Source organism: Lacrimispora sp. (genome assembly GCF_046972725.1).
Lineage (GTDB): Bacteria > Bacillota > Clostridia > Lachnospirales > Lachnospiraceae > Lacrimispora.
In genome coordinates, this window is record NZ_JBKVXF010000001.1 from 1105814 (window position 1) to 1122511 (window position 16698).

Consider the following 16698-nt stretch of genomic DNA (forward strand, 5'->3'; position numbering starts at 1 on the left):
CCCCGCCTCCTAAAATAGTGTATAATCCGGATCAATTCTTTTCACAATATAATTTGCTGTGCAGATGGTAGCAAAACACAATACGGACTGAAACAAACCTGCAGCCGTGGACATTCCAATGTTTGGTGTTGTAATCAGCGACCGGTAAACATAGGTATCAATCACATCCGAAGATTGAAGCAGCAGCTGATTGGAGCCAACCAGCTGGTAAAACATTCCAAAATCCCCCCGGAAAATATTACCGACCGCCAGCAATGTCATGATAAAAATAGTGGGTTTTAAACTTGGTACTGTAATATACCGCATTCTCTGCCACACAGATGCTCCGTCAATCTGCGCTGCCTCTGTCATCTCCTGACTGATTCCTGCAATCGCCGCCAGATAGACCACGGTTCCATATCCCGTTTGCTTCCACAACCTGACCAAAAGCATAATAACCGGCCAGATGGTTACCTGCTGATAGATACTGAACCCGTTGATTCCAAACGCTCCTAATATGGAATTTAAGATTCCGTTCTGTCCAAAAATATTAAGCATAATTGTTGAAACAACAACCCAGGAAATAAAATACGGAAGAAAAATAAGCCCCTGTGCAGTCTTCTTAAATATCTTTCCGGTCATTTCGCTGAGTATGAGTGCAAATCCAACTTCAAAAATCAATCCAAAGAAAATAAATGCCATATTGTAAAGCAAGGTATTCCTGGTAAGTTCCCAAATCTTACCAGTTACAAACAGGTAACGGAAGTTATCAAATCCCACCCAGGGGCTTCTAAAAAAGCCGTCGTAGTAATTATAATTTTTAAACGCTACAACAATCCCAGCCATTGGGATGTAACTGAAAACAATAACAAATATAACCGGAGGCACTAACATCATTAAAAGCGTCTTATTCTTTTTTACTTTTTTCAGAAAGCCATTCATAAACTCATCCTTTCTCCGCCCATATTGCCGATATTGACGGCTGCTTTGAAAAAGCAGCTAATCGGAGGCCCCATTCTTAATACTGCGAAATACGTTCAGGGAATCCAATGCCCTTCCTGAAGAATCAAACAAAGCCATATTATCCCAGCTGCTCCCCTCATCTTTTGTCGAATACTCTTTTACCGTATCGTGAAAGAGCAATTCATAATTCCCCGATGCTCCGGATGCAAACCCCGTTCCGTATAATCCGCCGCTCACCGGATCTGTTCCAAGCCAGGCAGGTTCCCAATAAAATCCGCCCAGACCGTAACCTTTTGTCCCTTCCTGCTTGTTTACAGATGCAACCGCCATAAAGACTGCTTCCACAGCCTTTTTTTGCCCGGCAACACTGACTTCATAGCCGGAAAATGACATATCTGCCAATGAACCAATATTATTCTTTGTAGAGTCTGCATTTTTAAAGGTATAGGGATAAGCCGTTTCCGCTACCATTACTTTCTTGTTATATGTTTTTGCAATACTTTTCAGGGAATCAGCCAGATCATCCGGACTGCCATGCCAGAACGGATAAGCCGATACTGCAACTACATCATAATCAATCCCCTGTAAAGCAGCCTGTTCTGCATACCAGGAAGCAGTTGTATTCGGATCTGTAAAATGAAGTGCCTTTAAAACAGCCTTATCACCAGTCAAACCATATTGACTGTTAATATTATTTACGGCCTCACAGCCTTTTTGCATGGCCGCTCCAACTCCGCTGGTAAGATTCCATACTCCATCATAAAGTCCGCCCAGCCCGGCCATGGTTCCCATTGTTTCATTTCCAATCTGAACCATTCCTACATCTGCTCCAGCCGAAAGAAGTTGGGAAAGAGACTTATAGGTAAAATCATAAACCGCGTCTGCTTTTTGCTGAGGCGTGTAACCCCTCCATGCCTTTGGCGCATATTGCTTTGCAGGATCTGCCCAGAAATCGGAATACTGAAAATCCACAAGCAGCTTCATACCATGTGTCTTCGCCCGCTGCCCTATAACGACCGCTTTTGAAAGATCATTATTTCCTCCCCCATAGCCAGCTTTGCTTTTTGAGTCATAAGGGTCATTCCACACACGTACACGTATATAGTTGACTCCTGCCTCCTCTAAAATATCAAATATATCTCCCTGTGTTCCATTTGCATAATAAAATTTCTGTCCCATCTCCTCAAACGAAAGAATACTGGAGATATCAACTCCCCGAATAAAGCTTTTTGTGATTCCTGTTTGATCCTGTGCTGCCTTTACTTCAAAATCTGACCCTAAAGACATTGCGGAACCTCCAATTATGGCAAGCGCCGCTGTCATCCCCGCAGTTACCCATTTCCACTTTCTTTTTTTGCTCATATAATTTCCCCTTCTGTCTTCGATTATGAACAATATACATGTATTGCGCAATGTACATTGCACTACATCTGTATTTTATGACATTTTTTACCATATGTAAAGAGTTTTTTATGTGATATTATCACAAAAATATATTTTTCCAATTCTAAGTCATTGCATTTTTGAACAATATATTCATTATTGCGCACTTTATATTGTTTCATCAGGAATACCGTTTCCCTCCTGTAAGGCTTTGGCTCTGAATAATGAACGCATAATTCAAACACATGATTAATACAAGAAAGATTTTGACTCTTCAGTGACATCTTCCTCTTAAACACCATGCGCATCGTGCTTTTATTTTATAGGATAGTCCGTAGAACTTTCCTATAAAATAAAAAATACGCCTTTAACCGGTTGCCAACCGTTTAAAAGCGTATTTTCTACTATATGATTTTTCATAACTGTTTTTACTTCAACATATTATCTTCATTTATCCATGTCTTCCATTGTTACGCCAAGAACAGAACAGATATAAGAGGCCGGTCAGTCCAAGATAAAACCAGGTAGCCGGATTGCTGAACCATGTGGTAAAAAATGACAGGATCATATACATGGCAAACTGGGCGTAAAACAGGTAGCCAATCGGGTTACGGACCCGCTTGACCGTACGCATTAGGAAAAATGCCGCTACTCCCAAAATACAGCCAAGAAGCAACACCCCGACAATGCCAAAATCATAAAACGAATCATAAAAAAGCGTAACCGTTGTCAGTTCTTCCTTTGTCACATAAATCGGAAAATCAACAAGAGCAGGCACAAGGAATTTCAGTCCGGTCAGTGCCCATAAAGGAAACAGCATGCGAAGACCAAACGTATGAGAAGGAAGCCACTCCACCATGCAGTTAAAATTATCGTAATTATTTGCTATATACATATAAGGCTGAGTGATGAATATCGGCATATTACTGTTTTTCATCTGAAAAATCCCATTTAAATATGACACATCATGTCCTCTTGCTATGGTCAGGATCACATAGATCGGAATCATTCCAATAGCCAGCCCTGCCGCATAAGCAATTCTCAGTCTGTGTTCCATTGCAATATAGGTAAGAACCGCCAGTCCCACTGCCAGTATAAGCTGAAAACGGGATACACACAGCACAGGGATGGCGAGAGCAACAATATTCATAAGAACAGCCAATACGAACCGCAGTCCGTTCCTTCCCTGCTCTATGCTGAAATACAGCACCGATATTGCCGGTACCAAAACACAGGATACGGTAAAATAATGAATGCCTGTAATATGGAAAGCAGAGTAGGCATGGGGAACTCCCTTTACAAAGAACGGGATAAATCCCAGAATCACAGCCTCAATAAGAAATGCTGCCAGGGAGAGAACGGTGACCAGAAGCATGGAATAAAACAGAGGTCTTTCATAGCCCTTAAAGCTGAACCAGCTGGAACGTTGTCCTCCTGATTCCCCCTGCATTCTTGCCATGAATTCAAATGCCATAAAAAAGCCCAGATATGCCACGAAAAAGCAGAGCCACGTAATAATGTTCCAGTCACTGGACAGCTCTGAAAGTTTTAAACAGGCAATGCCTTCCCCGCCTACCCAGAATAAGGAAAATAATCCTCTCAGATGAATAATATTTTCCGTCCTCCGATAATCGTACCAGTACAGAAAAAGAGCTGTCAGCATCAAAACAAGGCCTGACAGCCAATAAAATCCTGCTCTTGCAAACAAAAAAGATGCTGCATAACTGATCAGATAAACACTCATCATTCTAATCCCCTTTGGTAAATAATCACAGCACATCCTTCCTATGGAAAAAAGGCAGCCGCCGCCAGGCGGCAGCTGCCCTTTCCCTTTGAATTCATTAAGAACGGCTGATGAACTCTTTCATATAGTCTTCAACTTCCTTTACGGTTGCAAAGGACATTGCTTTATCTGCTATTTCCTGTAACTCTTTGGTGCTGTATCCGGTAATCAGCTTTCTTGCATTCAAAATAGCGGATGCACTCATGCTGAACTCATTCAAGCCAAAAGCCAGAAGCAAAGGAATCATGACAGGATCGCTTGCCGCTTCTCCGCACATTCCCACCATAATGCCTTCCTTACGGCCACATTCGATGACATGACGGATGCTCCTTAAAACTGCCGGGTTTAATGGAGAATACAGGTAAGATACCTTATCATTTCCACGGTCTACGGACATGGTGTACTGCGTCAAGTCATTGGTTCCTATACTGAAGAAATCAACCTCTTTTGCAAATACATCTGCCATGAGAGAAGCGGCGGCTGTCTCCACCATAATACCGATCTGGATGTCTTTCTTATAAGCAATTCCCTTTTCATCCAGTTCCTTTTTCACTTCTTCCACAAGTGCTTTTGCTTCCCGAAACTCTTCAATACAGGTTACCATCGGTACCATGATGCGGATATTGCCAAATGCGCTGGCTCTTAAAAGAGCACGAAGCTGAGGCTTATACACATCATCTTTACGGTCCAAACAAAAGCGAATGGCCCGGTAGCCTAAGAATGGATTTTCATCCTTACTAAGCCCCATATACGGGATCTCTTTGTCACCGCCAATATCCAGCGTACGGATGATGACTGGCTTTCCGTTCATGGCGACCGCAACCTTTTTGTAAGCATCAAACTGTTCCTCTTCCGTAGGCATAGAAGCACGGTCCATAAATAAGAATTCCGTACGGAATAATCCAACGCCTTCTCCGTCATACTGAAGAACCTTTTCCACATCTTCCGGTTTCCCGATATTTGCTACCAGTTCAACCTCCACACCATCCTTTGTAATGGTTGGCTTTCCGATATACTGCTCCAGTTCTTTTTTCTCTTTTATATAGAATTCTCTTTTTGCAGCATAGTCCGCTTTTACAGCTTCATCCGGATTGACATAAACCGTTCCGTCAGAACCATCAAGCACAAGGTCATCTCCATCCTTCACTTTGCTTAAAAATCCTTCCAGTGCCACAACTGCCGGAATCTCCAAAGCTCTTGCAAGGATTGCACTGTGAGAAGTCTTTCCTCCCAGCTCTGTTACAATACCGGTCACGTTAGCCGGATTAATTCCTGCCGTCATGGAAGGGGTTAAATCTCTGGCTACGATTACGCTTCCCTCTGGAAGGGCTGCGATATCTACAGAACTTACTCCCAAAAGAATTTTCTGAATCCGTGTCTTAATATCACGCATATCAGTAGCTCTCTGCTGCATAAGCTCATCTCCCATGGAGGCAAACATATCTGCATAGGTGTTGCAAACGGTTTCAACCGCATATTCGCTGCTGACCTTCTCCCCGGAAATCGCATTCTCAATCTCACCAATCAGCATCGGATCGGAAAGGAGAAGAATATGTCCATTTAAAATCTCCGCTTCCTTTTCCCCAACTCTTGTTGCCAGATCCTTAGCCAGAGCATCGGTCTGTTCCATAGCCTGCTTTACAGCTGCCTGGAAACGGGCTTTTTCTGCTTCCGTATCTTCTACATTCCCTTTATTAATAACCAGTTCTGTTTCTTCTACGATAACGGCTTTCCCAATGCCGATTCCCGCAGATGCATTTGTTCCTTTAAACATTGCATTTCCTCCTTATTAATTATTATAGCGTCATCTATTCGCCAAGGCCCTCCTCTACAGCCTTGACCATGGCCGCCAGAGCTTCCTCTTCATCCGCCCCCTCGCAGATAAAGGTTATCTCATCGCCGCTTTTTACGCAGGCGCCCAATACACTAAGCACGCTTTTTGCATTGGCAGTGGTATTCTTAAAACGAAAACTCACTGTGGAATTAAAGTTCATGGCTTCCTTACAAAGAATCCCTGCCGGTCTTAAATGAAGACCGGTCGGATTCTTTATAACAACTTTAGCACTGACCATACGGAATTTTCTCCCTTCATTTATCATTCTTTCCCTGAAAAGAAAGAATAGTCATTCTACTGCGACTCCGCCGCTTCTGTTGTTGATGCTGTGGAGCTCTCTACAGCCGTAGTCGCAGGCTCCTTATGGGCCAGAATTACAGTAAACGGCGTATAGCCAACCACTTCAAAGCCTCCGGAAACCTCAAACTTCAAGACTCCTGGATTCTGACCGGTATGAAGATTTGTTACATCAAGAACCGCATTCAGCTTATTGATATCCAATGAATCAAGATCCTCTTTCAATCCCCTGATGGTAACATCTGCAGTTTCCTTGTCAAAGCCATACTCATAATCTTCTTCCAACCCTATTTTGTCCAGACTCTCTAAGTCCAGTGTAAAAGTTTTGGTGGTCAAAGGCTCTACTTTGAGTTTCACTGTGACATTTTTATATTCATTGCCCGCAATAGAGGTATTGGGAGGCAGATATTGGCTTAAATCCAGCTCGATCACTTTATCCGCAGTCGCACCGCTGATATTCAGCTTATCCGAGGCTACCGACAGGGTGGATAAGGAAGCAAGAACAGATTTGGTACCTACCACCGGTACAGTTTTCACACTGCTTTCCACGCCCGTATACCGGTATCCTTTTGCCACTTCGCCTGATACTTCAAAATTCAGAGACAAATTCTTGGCCTTCAGTATGGATACGCGACATTCGATCTCATGAGGGCTGACACTTACCTTATCTCCAAAGTCCAGCTCGTTGTCGTTGGCATCATAAAGTACGGGAGCTGCAGTCACATCAAAATCCACGCTCTTATTCTCTATGTTGACCACCACTCCGATACGGTTTATCTGTCCGATGAGGCTTTCCGGCCCTTCCACTGTCACACTGCTTGATGAAGGAATGATTGGGCCCGGGGCATATCCATCCTCATGAGCCCCCTCTGTTTTGACCTGTAAGTCAAACTTTTTACGCTGCAGCGCTTCCGTTTTAATGCGGATCACCATGGGCTTTGCCGTAATGGTGTCGCTTTTGACCAACGCTTCTTTATCCTTGTTTATCTCTACGGTAATCGGAATCGCACCAGTTACATTATAATCATTTAAATCAACATATGCATGAAAATCTGATGCTTTTACCAAAGACCGTTCCCTGGTCCTCACCTGATAACTGACTGTCACCACATCTTTTCCCATCTCGTAGGTCAAATTGGCAGCCTTAAGCACTTCCTCATTCTTCACCTCTACCGGAACCGTCTGGGAATCATCAATGACCGGATTGGAAATGTTTACAATAGCCATCCATACTGCAAAGGCAAGCACCAGGGAAGCAACCTTAAGTCCAAAATTATTTAGTAGCTTTTCCTTCATTCTTCCGCCTTCCCTTCAAAATCCTGAATCTGCTTCCTTCCTCTTCCGACTTTTTCACCTCAGAAAGAACAGACCGCAGCATATCTGCATCTGCAATCCGCTTCAAACTGCCTTCAAGAGCAACCGTCACACGCCCGGTCTCTTCTGATACAACGATGGTAATGCTGTCACTGACTTCACTGACTCCCACGGCTGCCCTGTGCCTGGTTCCCAAGTCCTTACTGATCGTCATATTATCAGACAGAGGAAGGTAACAGGTTGCGGCAGTCACACGGTTGCCTCTGATCACGATTGCACCGTCATGAAGGGGAGTGTTATGTTCAAAAATATTGATAAGGAGCTGGCTGCTGACAATGGCACCCACTTCAATTCCTGTCCGTTCGATCTCTTTTAAAGAATCTCCTCTTTCAATTACCATTAAGGCTCCTGTCTTTACCTTGGCCATCTCAAAGGTGGCTTTTATCACTTCATTAATGGTTTTATCGGTAAAGCCGGAATTATCTCTTCCATCGTCAAATGTTAAAATTCCGGTAAAAGGGTTCTTGCTTCCCAGCTGTTCCAGAGCTTTTCTTAACTCAGGCTGGAAAATCACAATCGCCATGGTCACTGCCGGAGTTGCAATCTTATTCAGTATCCAAAGAAGATTATCCAGCCGGAACACATAGGCAAAGACGTAAAAAAGAAGGATTACTACGATCCCCTTAAGAAGTGTCCACGCTCTTGTATTCATGATCCAGGTCAGCAGTTCATACAGCAAAAATGCTATAATTACGATCTCAACCAGGTTTGTTTTTGAAATCCTGGGAAGAAAGGATACCCAGGAATACATCCCATCTAAAAAATTTGCCATTCCAACCACCTCCCTTTTATTTCTTCCCTACTTTTGCGGCTTTTGGAGTTTTGTGGCATTAATTTTCTGAACCTTTACATCAGGCGCGCTGACCGTCAGCTTAGGAACCGCCTTGACGTAGTAATAATAATCATCATCTTCAAATTGTACGTACTCTGTCCGGGAATAATCCACTGCAAACACAAAAAATGTATAAACCGCAGCAATCAGTATGGATATAAGCATCCCAAGCAGAAGCCGGATTACGGAAACTGAAATATCCAAAGCAATGTCACCGATAAATATGACACTAAGCTGTGTAATGGTTCCTCCGATTATCGCTATGATCCAGGAGTAATCCATGGATAAATTCCGTATGATCACTACAACCACCAGGGAAAGGGCAAACGCTGCAACCATCAGTAACATCTGCTTATTGGCCAGAAGGCTGTTCATGATCTGCATAAATTTCTGCACTGCGTCGACGGACATATCATTGGTCAGAACCCCTGCGTTCTGTTTCACATACAAAAGCGTATAATAAATAAATACACCGCAGCTTACAGGAATAACAGAAATGGCACTTCCAGACAGCCCTACGATCAGCGGAATCGCATAAGGGATCCTCAAAAGAAAAAAGATAGGAGTCAGCACCAGAAGATAGCTGTCACCTGGCTGAAATCCGTAATAAAGGAGCCCCACTACCACAATAAAAATAGCCATAACCAGAGTGATCTCAATGGATATGCCTGACAGATGAAGAAGCATAAATCCGGCTGACAAAAATGAAATGGCTCCATAAGGCAAAAATGAGCACACCAAAGCCAGAACCAGCGGAACAAAAGGTTCTGTCAGTTTTGCCGTAAATCCAATATTGCCATTCATCAAAAAAAATGCCATACCGCTGAAAATAAACTTGATTACAGGCGTCACATAAATATCAAATCTTGCGTAAAACTCTTTCAACCGCTCTTTTAATACAAGAAGGCCCATCATAATATACGCCCTCCTTTTGTTCTTTTTAACGGTCTGGTATTCCCTTCGTAGCGCTTGTCCAGTCTTTTCAGCCTGGATAAGTATACCTTTCCTCCCCGGGCAGCACGTTCATACCTCTTTCTATAAATCAGAAAGCTGATTCCAAGATAAACCACCAGTCCGGCAATATAAATGATACCGACACGTATTCCGGTAGCAGTCAGAATCTCAACATCCATTGTAGTAAGCCATCGTTCCATATAATACAGTCCCCATAAAACAAGGCACAAAACAAAGCTCAGAGTGTAACTGAAAAAGGACTGAAACAGCTTGTTGCCGATATAATCGCTTCGAAAGTACCTGTTAATGGAAAATATCTTTTTTCCCTCATGCTTTTCAAACATTGCAAGACTGGTCATTATTTTAATTTTCTCTTCACTAAGCATATGGTTTTCCTCACTATACCATAAGATATCAACTTATTATAGCATATAACTTAAGACTTTGCGAGTCAAATAAGGAATTTTTATTATTTTGTAATGAATCCCGAATTTCCATACAGTGGAAATCAATCCTTATGCCATTCAACCAGATAAAAAGAGAAAACAGGAAATCGGAACATGGGTTCCGGATCTCCTGTTTGTGTCTTATTATATATGCTTTTTCCAACCCTCCGGCAAATAAGCTGCCGTATTTCTTAACATTTCTTTTAATAAAGCTTCTCCCTCCCCAAAGCTGATCCGTCCTTTTACCAGCGGATCGGACATAAAGGCCAGGTATATCTGTTCAAAATCACAGGTTAATGCTCCTTGCAGAACTCTTTCATGGTTTTCTATATGAGGCATGGTGAGCGCTTTTATTTCTTCCGGACAGGTTCCTGAAAAAACAGGATTTATTTCGTCTCTGGAAAATACCGCATTGGTCTCCACAACTGCATTCTGGGGGAAATTGGATATTTGTCTGCCGTAATTTGGTATATTGACATTGCTGACAAACCGTCCAAGACCGCACAGGGCCTTAATCAGGCGGATTCCCTCCTCCCCCGTATCCTTAAGCTCCAGTTCTTCTTTCCCGCCTGCAAGTCTCAGGGCCTGGCTGTTTTTATCGGCCTGCCGCTCCTTTCTCCAGGAAACAGGGGTCATGGCAAACTTCCATTTTTTTACTGTCTCTTTATCCTTTAGATACCGGTCACCGGGTAAGAACTCAGCCAAATGACGGTCACCGGCAGCCGCAATGGCACCATACCGGTTAAAAAGATCAAATTTGACCCGGTGGGCACAATTGAAAGTTCCGTTCATCCAGTTCCGGTCCGGGTCATGATACCCCTCTTCATAATGTTCCTTGATAAACTTCCGGTACACGGGAAATAAGTCCGAGCTCTTGCAGGAGGCTTTGGTAAACCATGTAAAATGATTGATTCCCACAACATTTACATGGATATCCTCCCGTTTGATATCTGTCTCACCCGATTCCAGCATATAAATATTTTTTAATACCTTTTGGGTTCCAAATACCTCATGACAGCAACCAAACGCCTTAATATGAGGAAACACATGGTATAAGGTCTTCACACACAGGGACATTGGATTGGTATAATTAATTACCCATGCTTCCGGACAGTATGTTTTCAGCGCATTTGCAATATCCACATACATGGGGATGGTCCTTAATGCCCTTACAATGCCTCCCGGGCCTGCCGTGTCTCCTACCGACTGGTATATCCCGTATTTTTCCGGCAGATGTACATCGGATTCCATTTCCTCAAAGGTGCCTGGCAAAATAGAAATAATAACAAAGTCTGCTCCGTCCAAAGCTTCTTTTAAAGAGGACTTTGTTTCAAACCGCCAGTCCCCCTTTGCTTCTTCTCTCTGAAACAGCCTTGTGCCGATTTCCTGGTTTAATCTGGCAGCTTCTTCGTTGATGTCATAGAGCCTGACGGTTCCTGAAAGCTCTGTTTCCCCGGCCAGGTCCGTCATGAATACCCAGGCCCAGGCATGGCTTCCTCCACCAATATAAGCAATTTTTACATCGGTGCAACGGTTCTCTTTATAAATCATTTCGATTCCTCCCCTGTATTTTCACTAAATGTAAGATAGGACTGGTCCGGGAATGAGTACTCTCCCCGGTAATTGGAGGCGTTATAACATGGATACTTGACCGGATGATAAGAGGTTTTCTTTTCTCCATCAGACTGGGTATAGATAAAAAGTCCATGATAATCCCACACAATCAGCTCATCCCTGTCATCTCCGCACAAATCCATGGCCTCGCAGCACAGGAGCGGATGCCCGTCATCCGGAAAGGAAACAGCGATATCCCCATGTCCATCCATAAGGCCTCCCCGTTCAGGATCGGCATTGGTGAGGAAGAAATCCACGCCGTTCCCCAGCCAGTTTACCGGTGCCAGAACATTTCCATTCCGCTCATTTTCCTTCTCCCATAACAGATTCCCATGATCATCATACAGATAAATCACTCCCTGATGTCCCCAGAAGTTGGTTACTGCAAACTCAAAGCCCGGCTTTTCCGGTATGTAATTTCCCACGCTCACTCTCTGAGCGTGGCCAATGTAATCTCTTGCCACGATATTTCCCTGAAAATCTCCGATAAAAAACCCCTGGGTTCCTGAAACACAGGCAAAGTACCCTTTGTCACTGCCGCTTTGAAACTTTCCGGCAACAATCTCATCCGTATGGTCAACATCGATGGGATAGGTCCAGACAGGAACTCCATCTGCATCTAAAAGGGTATATCCTGCCAGCACTTCATCCCTCCCGTCTCCATTGATATCCAGGGTCATCGGGTAATGTCCGGTATTTTTCGGACTTTGATACTTCCACAGCAGGTTCAGCTCCGAATCAAAGGCATAAATCCGGCAGTAACGGTCTTTAATCAGAAGATCGGAAGGCCGTTTGTTTCCTCTGAAATTGGCAATCCGGATTCCATCGGGATTGATCCGGTCAAAGGCATAAATTCCATAAGGAAGGCCGATGATAGTTTCATCTGCTTCATCCGATAACGGCGTGGGTACGGATCTTTTCACTTCTCCGGTACGTCCGTCAAGGATCAACAGTTTAAAATTATGGGCGGTAATCACTTCATCAATTCCATCCCCGTCAATGTCGTAAACCTGACAAGGCAAATCTGCACTGATTTTTCCCAATACGCTGGATTTTTCAGAAGGCTCTCCCCTCTGCCACAGAATATTCCCATCCAGATCAATAGCGGTGAGACAGCTTATGTGGGCATAGGCATCCCGGTCCACCCGCTTTTGGGCCTGAGGAATTACTACATACCACTCCTTTGTACCGGTCAGATGCCCGAACCTGATCTGACGGCTGGTCCCAAAATCCTTAAAATCAATTTTCTTCCATAACTTCATGGACGGATAGCTTTCCTGCAGAGCTTTTATCCGTTCTTTTTCTCTTTCTTCTTTTTCTCTGATTTCCTGTATGGTTGTTTCTTCTGCAGTCACAAGAACCTCTGAAAACTGGGTGGGACAATCGGCCGTCAGAGCCACCTTGCCTCCCCGGGATATGAGGCTGCTGCTGTAATTAAATAAAAGCTGCCCGTTGATCCTGCACTCTGCCCTGTCTCCCATAACGGAAACCTTAAGAGTATAGCAGGAATCCGCATCAGAGACAAAGGGAACGGACTGTAAAACCGTCAGTTCCTCTTTGTGACGGTATGCAAGCTGGGCCTTATCCCGGTATTCCATAGACAGCACCAATGTATCAATGCTGTCATTCATGCAGAACGCAATCCCTGCCATTCCCTTGGTGGACAGTCTTCGTACCGTAACAGAATAATCATAATCCTTCCAAAAAACCGATCCGGTCTGAAGCGTCGGGAAAATACGGTGAGGCAATCCCTTTTCAATTCTGCACTGTTCCATATAGTGTTTTTCTTTGTCTCCGGTAATGATCCAGGACGGACCATGGCCATTGTAGCGGAAATTGCAGACCTGATCGGTCCATCTGCCATGATTTCCTTCCTGCACCACATAGTGATACTCTCCAGCTGCCGAATGATCTTTGTCGTATGGAAATTCCCCGATGGCAAAGCCCATAAAGTCTTCTTCAAACAGTATCTGATCCTTCATTGTTTCCTCCTTTTAACCTTTTATGCCGGTGGATGCCACTCCCTCAACAATGTATTTCTGCAAAAGCAGAAAAATAACGATGATAGGAAGCAGGGATAATACACACATTGCAAACATTGCTCCGTAATCCGAGGAGCTCATTGGATCCGTAAAATTCTTAAGTGCGATGGAAACCGTATATTTATCCGGTGAATTCAAATATAGCAGTGATCCCATATAATCATCCCATTTCCAGTAAAATTCAAAAATCCCACAGGTGACCATGGCCGGCCTTACAAGAGGACAGATAATTCTTGAAAAAATGGAATAGGGGCTGCAGCCGTCCATCTTGGCCGCCTCATCAAGATCTTTTGGAATGCCTTCAATAAACTGAATGATCATAAAGATGAACAGAGGCTTTGCACAATATGCCGGCACCACAATGGGCAAAGGAGAATTAACCCAGCCAAACAGATTAAAGATAATATACTGAGGGATCATAATAACCTGGTGAGGCAGCATCATTGTGGTCAGCATACATAAAAACAGCAATTGTTTCCCCTTAAACTGGATTCTGGCAAATCCATATGCCACAAGAGTGGAGGACAAAACCGCTCCTGCCGTAGCAAGTACTGTAATGATGAGAGAATTCTTAAAAAAAGTGGAAAAGGTCACACCTCCAAATCCTTTCCAGCCGGTAAAATAATTAAGGATTGTCCATTGCCTAGGAATAAGTACTGCAGCCGTTGTCATGACCTGGTCCGATGGTTTCAAGGAGCTTAAAAGCATCCATATAATCGGATAAAACATGAATATTGCAATACTTCCAACAATTATATGAAAAATAATCATATTTCGTCTTTTTTTTGCTTTCATTCCCATATCAGTCCGGATTTCCTCCTTTTCCCTTTTTCTTTTTCCCGCCTGATGCATTATTTTCATAAAACACCCATTGTTTGGAAGACTTAAACACAAGAGCGGTAAAAAAACCTACGATCATAAGCAATATCCACGCCATTGCAGAGCCGTAGCCCATCTCATAATATTTAAAGCTGTTCTGATACAGGTATAAAATATAAACCAGAGTCTCATTTACCGGTCCGCCGTTTGTAATGATCTGAGCCTGGGTAAATACCATAAAACCGTTAATGATCTGCATGATCAAGTTAAACAGAATGATGGGACTTAAAAGCGGCAGGGTGATGGAAAAGAACTGCCTTACTTTCCCCGCGCCATCCACTTCTGCGGCTTCATAATAGGATAAAGGTATCTGCTTCAACCCGGAAAGAAAAATCAGCATGGAAGATCCAAACTGCCAAACATACAGCAGAACCAGAGTCAACAGAGCGGTTTTTGTATTGGACAGCCAGTTGAGCTGGCAGTCAATTCCCACTGCCTGAAGCAGGCTGTTTACCACGCCGGCCTTTGTAAAAAGGCTTCTCCACATAACGGAAACTGCCACGGATCCGCCTATAATGGAAGGCAGGTAGTACACCACCCGGTAAATTGGAACTGCTTTGCTCTTTCGGTTTAATATTAACGCTACAATCAACGCAAAGGTAAGTCTTAGGGGAATGGATAAAAACGCAAACTTAAACGTAACCTGCAGGGATTTTAAAAATAATTTATCTTCCGTAAACAGCTTAATATAATTATCAAAGCCTACAAATCTGGTGCTTTTTGAAAGGATATTAAAGTCTGTAAAGGACAGTACAAACGACATGATAAATGGAATCAGCGTAAAACATAAAAACCCTGCAAGCCATGGCAGAATAAAAGCATATCCCACCACATTCTGGTTGTAAATGGATATCCGTTTCCTGGTGTGTTTCATATTCTTGCTCCTAACTGCATTATAGTTTTCTATCTGGATAAAATTTCCAGAGACTGGGCCATCCAGCTGTCCACACACTCCTGTGCTGTCATCTGACCGTACATCACTTCATTTATATTGTTATTTAAAACCTCAATACACTGTCTGGAGGCAGACGGTTCCGCCGGGTCTGAATCACGGCAGTAGTCCACTACGGAATCCATAAAATCATATACTTTCTTTTCTGTTTCGCTTGCCTTTTCTTTCAGAGCCTCTCTCACCTTTCCTGCAGCAGGGATTCCTCTTTCTCCGTTTAATACTTCATTGGCCGATATGTCGTTGATGAAATAACTGATTGCCTTTGCAGCCATCTCCGGATCGGGACAATCGCTGGTTATGGAAAAAAACTGTGCCGGTCTTAAGTACATCCCTTTTTCTGTGGCATTTTCCAGTACCGGCTGGGTGGTCATCTCCAGTTTCTGATCATAATATCCGGAAAAATTGGAAAATTGAGAACTCCAGTTCATGCCCATGGCTGCATCTCCCGTACAAATTCCCCTTTCAGAATTATCCTTCCACAACAGCTGATCTCCTGCTTCCACAAATACCCCTTCCTGAGCCAGGTCATAGCAATCCTGAATGACCGCTACGATATCCGCCTTTGTTTCATCATCAAAACCAAAGCTTTTTCCATCCTCTGAGTAAAGAGACTGGCCTTTGGACCGGATCATCGGCTCGATCAGATATCTGGGCATTCCCAGGGCAACATTTTCTGTTCTTACTCCGGTTTTGCTGTAGATTTCCCTGGCTGTTTTTACAAAATCAGGCCACTTCCACCCCATGGATGGCTCTTGTACTCCTGCTGCTGCAAACAGATCCTTATTATACATAAAGGTCATTACATTTGTTCCGAGAGAAACTCCATAAAATCCACCGTTATAATTTCCTCCGGATATATACACATCATCGCAGTCCGTCAAATCCAGAACTCCTCGTTTCACATACGGAGTTAAATCCATCAATAATTCATTGTTTATGTACCCTGCAAACTGATCTGTCACCTGCTGTATAATGCCTGGAAGATTACGGCCCACCGACTGAGTGGCAAGAGTTTCCCAATATGCATCGTAACTATTGTATTCATAATTAAATTTTGCTCCGTTATTTTTGGCAAATGTCTCAAATACCTGAATGGTAGCATCGGTACGTTTCTGATTTCCCCACCATGACACACGGATTTCTTTTCCGTTCTGCTGTTTTTTCTCCTCCTGGGAGCTGCTTCCTGTCTCCACGTGTTTCTCTGTTTTTGAACCCCCCGTCTCCTTTGCCCCGGAACAGCCTGCAAGTGATATCAAAATTGCGGCTGCCAATAAGAAACCAAACTTTCTTTTCATATCTTTGTTTCCTTTCTCCATGAGTTTTTACTTCCTTACACTTTCAATTATACCTAAAAATCCCAGGGTTT

Annotated in this window: 14 protein-coding genes; all 14 read right to left on the reverse strand. The window is 43.4% G+C overall.

Annotation, left to right across the window (positions count from 1 at the left end; translation table 11 throughout):
* Positions 1-9: 9 nt before the first annotated feature.
* The 14 genes from ACLTWA_RS05400 to ACLTWA_RS05465 all read right to left on the reverse strand — a co-directional run bounded on the left by ACLTWA_RS05400 (position 10) and on the right by ACLTWA_RS05465 (position 16648).
* Positions 10-921: an ABC transporter permease gene (locus ACLTWA_RS05400; protein ID WP_412326550.1), complete on the reverse strand. Its 912-nt coding sequence runs from the start codon at positions 919-921 to the stop codon at positions 10-12.
* A 57-nt stretch (positions 922-978) separates the two neighbouring features.
* Positions 979-2304, reverse strand: coding sequence for an arabinogalactan endo-beta-1,4-galactanase (locus tag ACLTWA_RS05405; RefSeq protein WP_412326551.1), 1326 nt, complete (start codon positions 2302-2304; stop codon positions 979-981).
* A 472-nt stretch (positions 2305-2776) separates the two neighbouring features.
* On the reverse strand, positions 2777-4069 hold the full coding sequence (locus ACLTWA_RS05410) for an O-antigen polymerase (RefSeq protein WP_412327187.1): 1293 nt from the start codon (positions 4067-4069) through the stop codon (positions 2777-2779).
* Positions 4070-4166: 97 nt separating this feature from the next.
* A complete protein-coding gene (gene ptsP, locus ACLTWA_RS05415; RefSeq protein ID WP_412326552.1) occupies positions 4167-5882 on the reverse strand; it encodes a phosphoenolpyruvate--protein phosphotransferase in 1716 nt (571 codons plus the stop codon).
* A 34-nt stretch (positions 5883-5916) separates the two neighbouring features.
* A complete protein-coding gene (locus ACLTWA_RS05420; RefSeq protein WP_412326553.1) occupies positions 5917-6180 on the reverse strand; it encodes an HPr family phosphocarrier protein in 264 nt (87 codons plus the stop codon).
* A gap of 56 nt (positions 6181-6236) precedes the next feature.
* Positions 6237-7535 carry a YbbR-like domain-containing protein gene (locus ACLTWA_RS05425; RefSeq protein WP_412326554.1) on the reverse strand — a complete coding sequence of 433 codons (1299 nt, stop codon included), beginning with the start codon at positions 7533-7535 and terminating at the stop codon, positions 6237-6239.
* Positions 7513-8385 (reverse strand): diadenylate cyclase CdaA, encoded by an 873-nt coding sequence (gene cdaA, locus ACLTWA_RS05430; RefSeq protein WP_412326556.1) that lies wholly within the window; start codon positions 8383-8385, stop codon positions 7513-7515. Before cdaA ends, ACLTWA_RS05425 begins: the two co-directional genes overlap by 23 nt.
* Before the next feature lie 27 nt (positions 8386-8412).
* Positions 8413-9360, reverse strand: coding sequence for an ABC transporter permease (locus ACLTWA_RS05435; RefSeq protein WP_412326557.1), 948 nt, complete (start codon positions 9358-9360; stop codon positions 8413-8415).
* A complete protein-coding gene (locus tag ACLTWA_RS05440) occupies positions 9357-9785 on the reverse strand; it encodes a hypothetical protein (RefSeq protein ID WP_412326558.1) in 429 nt (142 codons plus the stop codon). Before ACLTWA_RS05440 ends, ACLTWA_RS05435 begins: the two co-directional genes overlap by 4 nt.
* A gap of 204 nt (positions 9786-9989) precedes the next feature.
* On the reverse strand, positions 9990-11396 hold the full coding sequence (locus ACLTWA_RS05445; protein WP_412326559.1) for an alpha-glucosidase/alpha-galactosidase: 1407 nt from the start codon (positions 11394-11396) through the stop codon (positions 9990-9992).
* Positions 11393-13441: a hypothetical protein gene (locus ACLTWA_RS05450; protein ID WP_412326560.1), complete on the reverse strand. Its 2049-nt coding sequence runs from the start codon at positions 13439-13441 to the stop codon at positions 11393-11395. The genes ACLTWA_RS05445 and ACLTWA_RS05450 overlap by 4 nt, the downstream gene beginning before the upstream one ends.
* 12 nt (positions 13442-13453) lie before the next feature.
* Positions 13454-14302, reverse strand: coding sequence for a carbohydrate ABC transporter permease (locus ACLTWA_RS05455; protein WP_412326561.1), 849 nt, complete (start codon positions 14300-14302; stop codon positions 13454-13456).
* 1 nt (position 14303) lies between these two features.
* A complete protein-coding gene (locus tag ACLTWA_RS05460; protein WP_412326562.1) occupies positions 14304-15254 on the reverse strand; it encodes a carbohydrate ABC transporter permease in 951 nt (316 codons plus the stop codon).
* Positions 15255-15283: 29 nt separating this feature from the next.
* Positions 15284-16648, reverse strand: a complete 1365-nt coding sequence (locus ACLTWA_RS05465; RefSeq protein ID WP_412326563.1) for an ABC transporter substrate-binding protein — start codon at positions 16646-16648, stop codon at positions 15284-15286.
* Positions 16649-16698: the final 50 nt, after the last annotated feature.

Bases quoted from the DNA above. Each gene is read 5' to 3' on its own strand.
- ACLTWA_RS05400 (WP_412326550.1), bottom strand. From the start codon at position 921: ATGAATGGCTTTCTGAAAAAAGTAAAAAAGAATAAGACGCTTTTAATG.
- ACLTWA_RS05405 (WP_412326551.1), bottom strand. From the start codon at position 2,304: ATGAGCAAAAAAAGAAAGTGGAAATGGGTAACTGCGGGGATGACAGCG.
- ACLTWA_RS05410 (WP_412327187.1), bottom strand. From the start codon at position 4,069: ATGAGTGTTTATCTGATCAGTTATGCAGCATCTTTTTTGTTTGCAAGA.
- ptsP (WP_412326552.1), bottom strand. From the start codon at position 5,882: ATGTTTAAAGGAACAAATGCATCTGCGGGAATCGGCATTGGGAAAGCC.
- ACLTWA_RS05420 (WP_412326553.1), bottom strand. From the start codon at position 6,180: ATGGTCAGTGCTAAAGTTGTTATAAAGAATCCGACCGGTCTTCATTTA.
- ACLTWA_RS05425 (WP_412326554.1), bottom strand. From the start codon at position 7,535: ATGAAGGAAAAGCTACTAAATAATTTTGGACTTAAGGTTGCTTCCCTG.
- cdaA (WP_412326556.1), bottom strand. From the start codon at position 8,385: ATGGCAAATTTTTTAGATGGGATGTATTCCTGGGTATCCTTTCTTCCC.
- ACLTWA_RS05435 (WP_412326557.1), bottom strand. From the start codon at position 9,360: ATGATGGGCCTTCTTGTATTAAAAGAGCGGTTGAAAGAGTTTTACGCA.
- ACLTWA_RS05440 (WP_412326558.1), bottom strand. From the start codon at position 9,785: ATGCTTAGTGAAGAGAAAATTAAAATAATGACCAGTCTTGCAATGTTT.
- ACLTWA_RS05445 (WP_412326559.1), bottom strand. From the start codon at position 11,396: ATGATTTATAAAGAGAACCGTTGCACCGATGTAAAAATTGCTTATATT.
- ACLTWA_RS05450 (WP_412326560.1), bottom strand. From the start codon at position 13,441: ATGAAGGATCAGATACTGTTTGAAGAAGACTTTATGGGCTTTGCCATC.
- ACLTWA_RS05455 (WP_412326561.1), bottom strand. From the start codon at position 14,302: ATGGGAATGAAAGCAAAAAAAAGACGAAATATGATTATTTTTCATATA.
- ACLTWA_RS05460 (WP_412326562.1), bottom strand. From the start codon at position 15,254: ATGAAACACACCAGGAAACGGATATCCATTTACAACCAGAATGTGGTG.
- ACLTWA_RS05465 (WP_412326563.1), bottom strand. From the start codon at position 16,648: ATGGAGAAAGGAAACAAAGATATGAAAAGAAAGTTTGGTTTCTTATTG.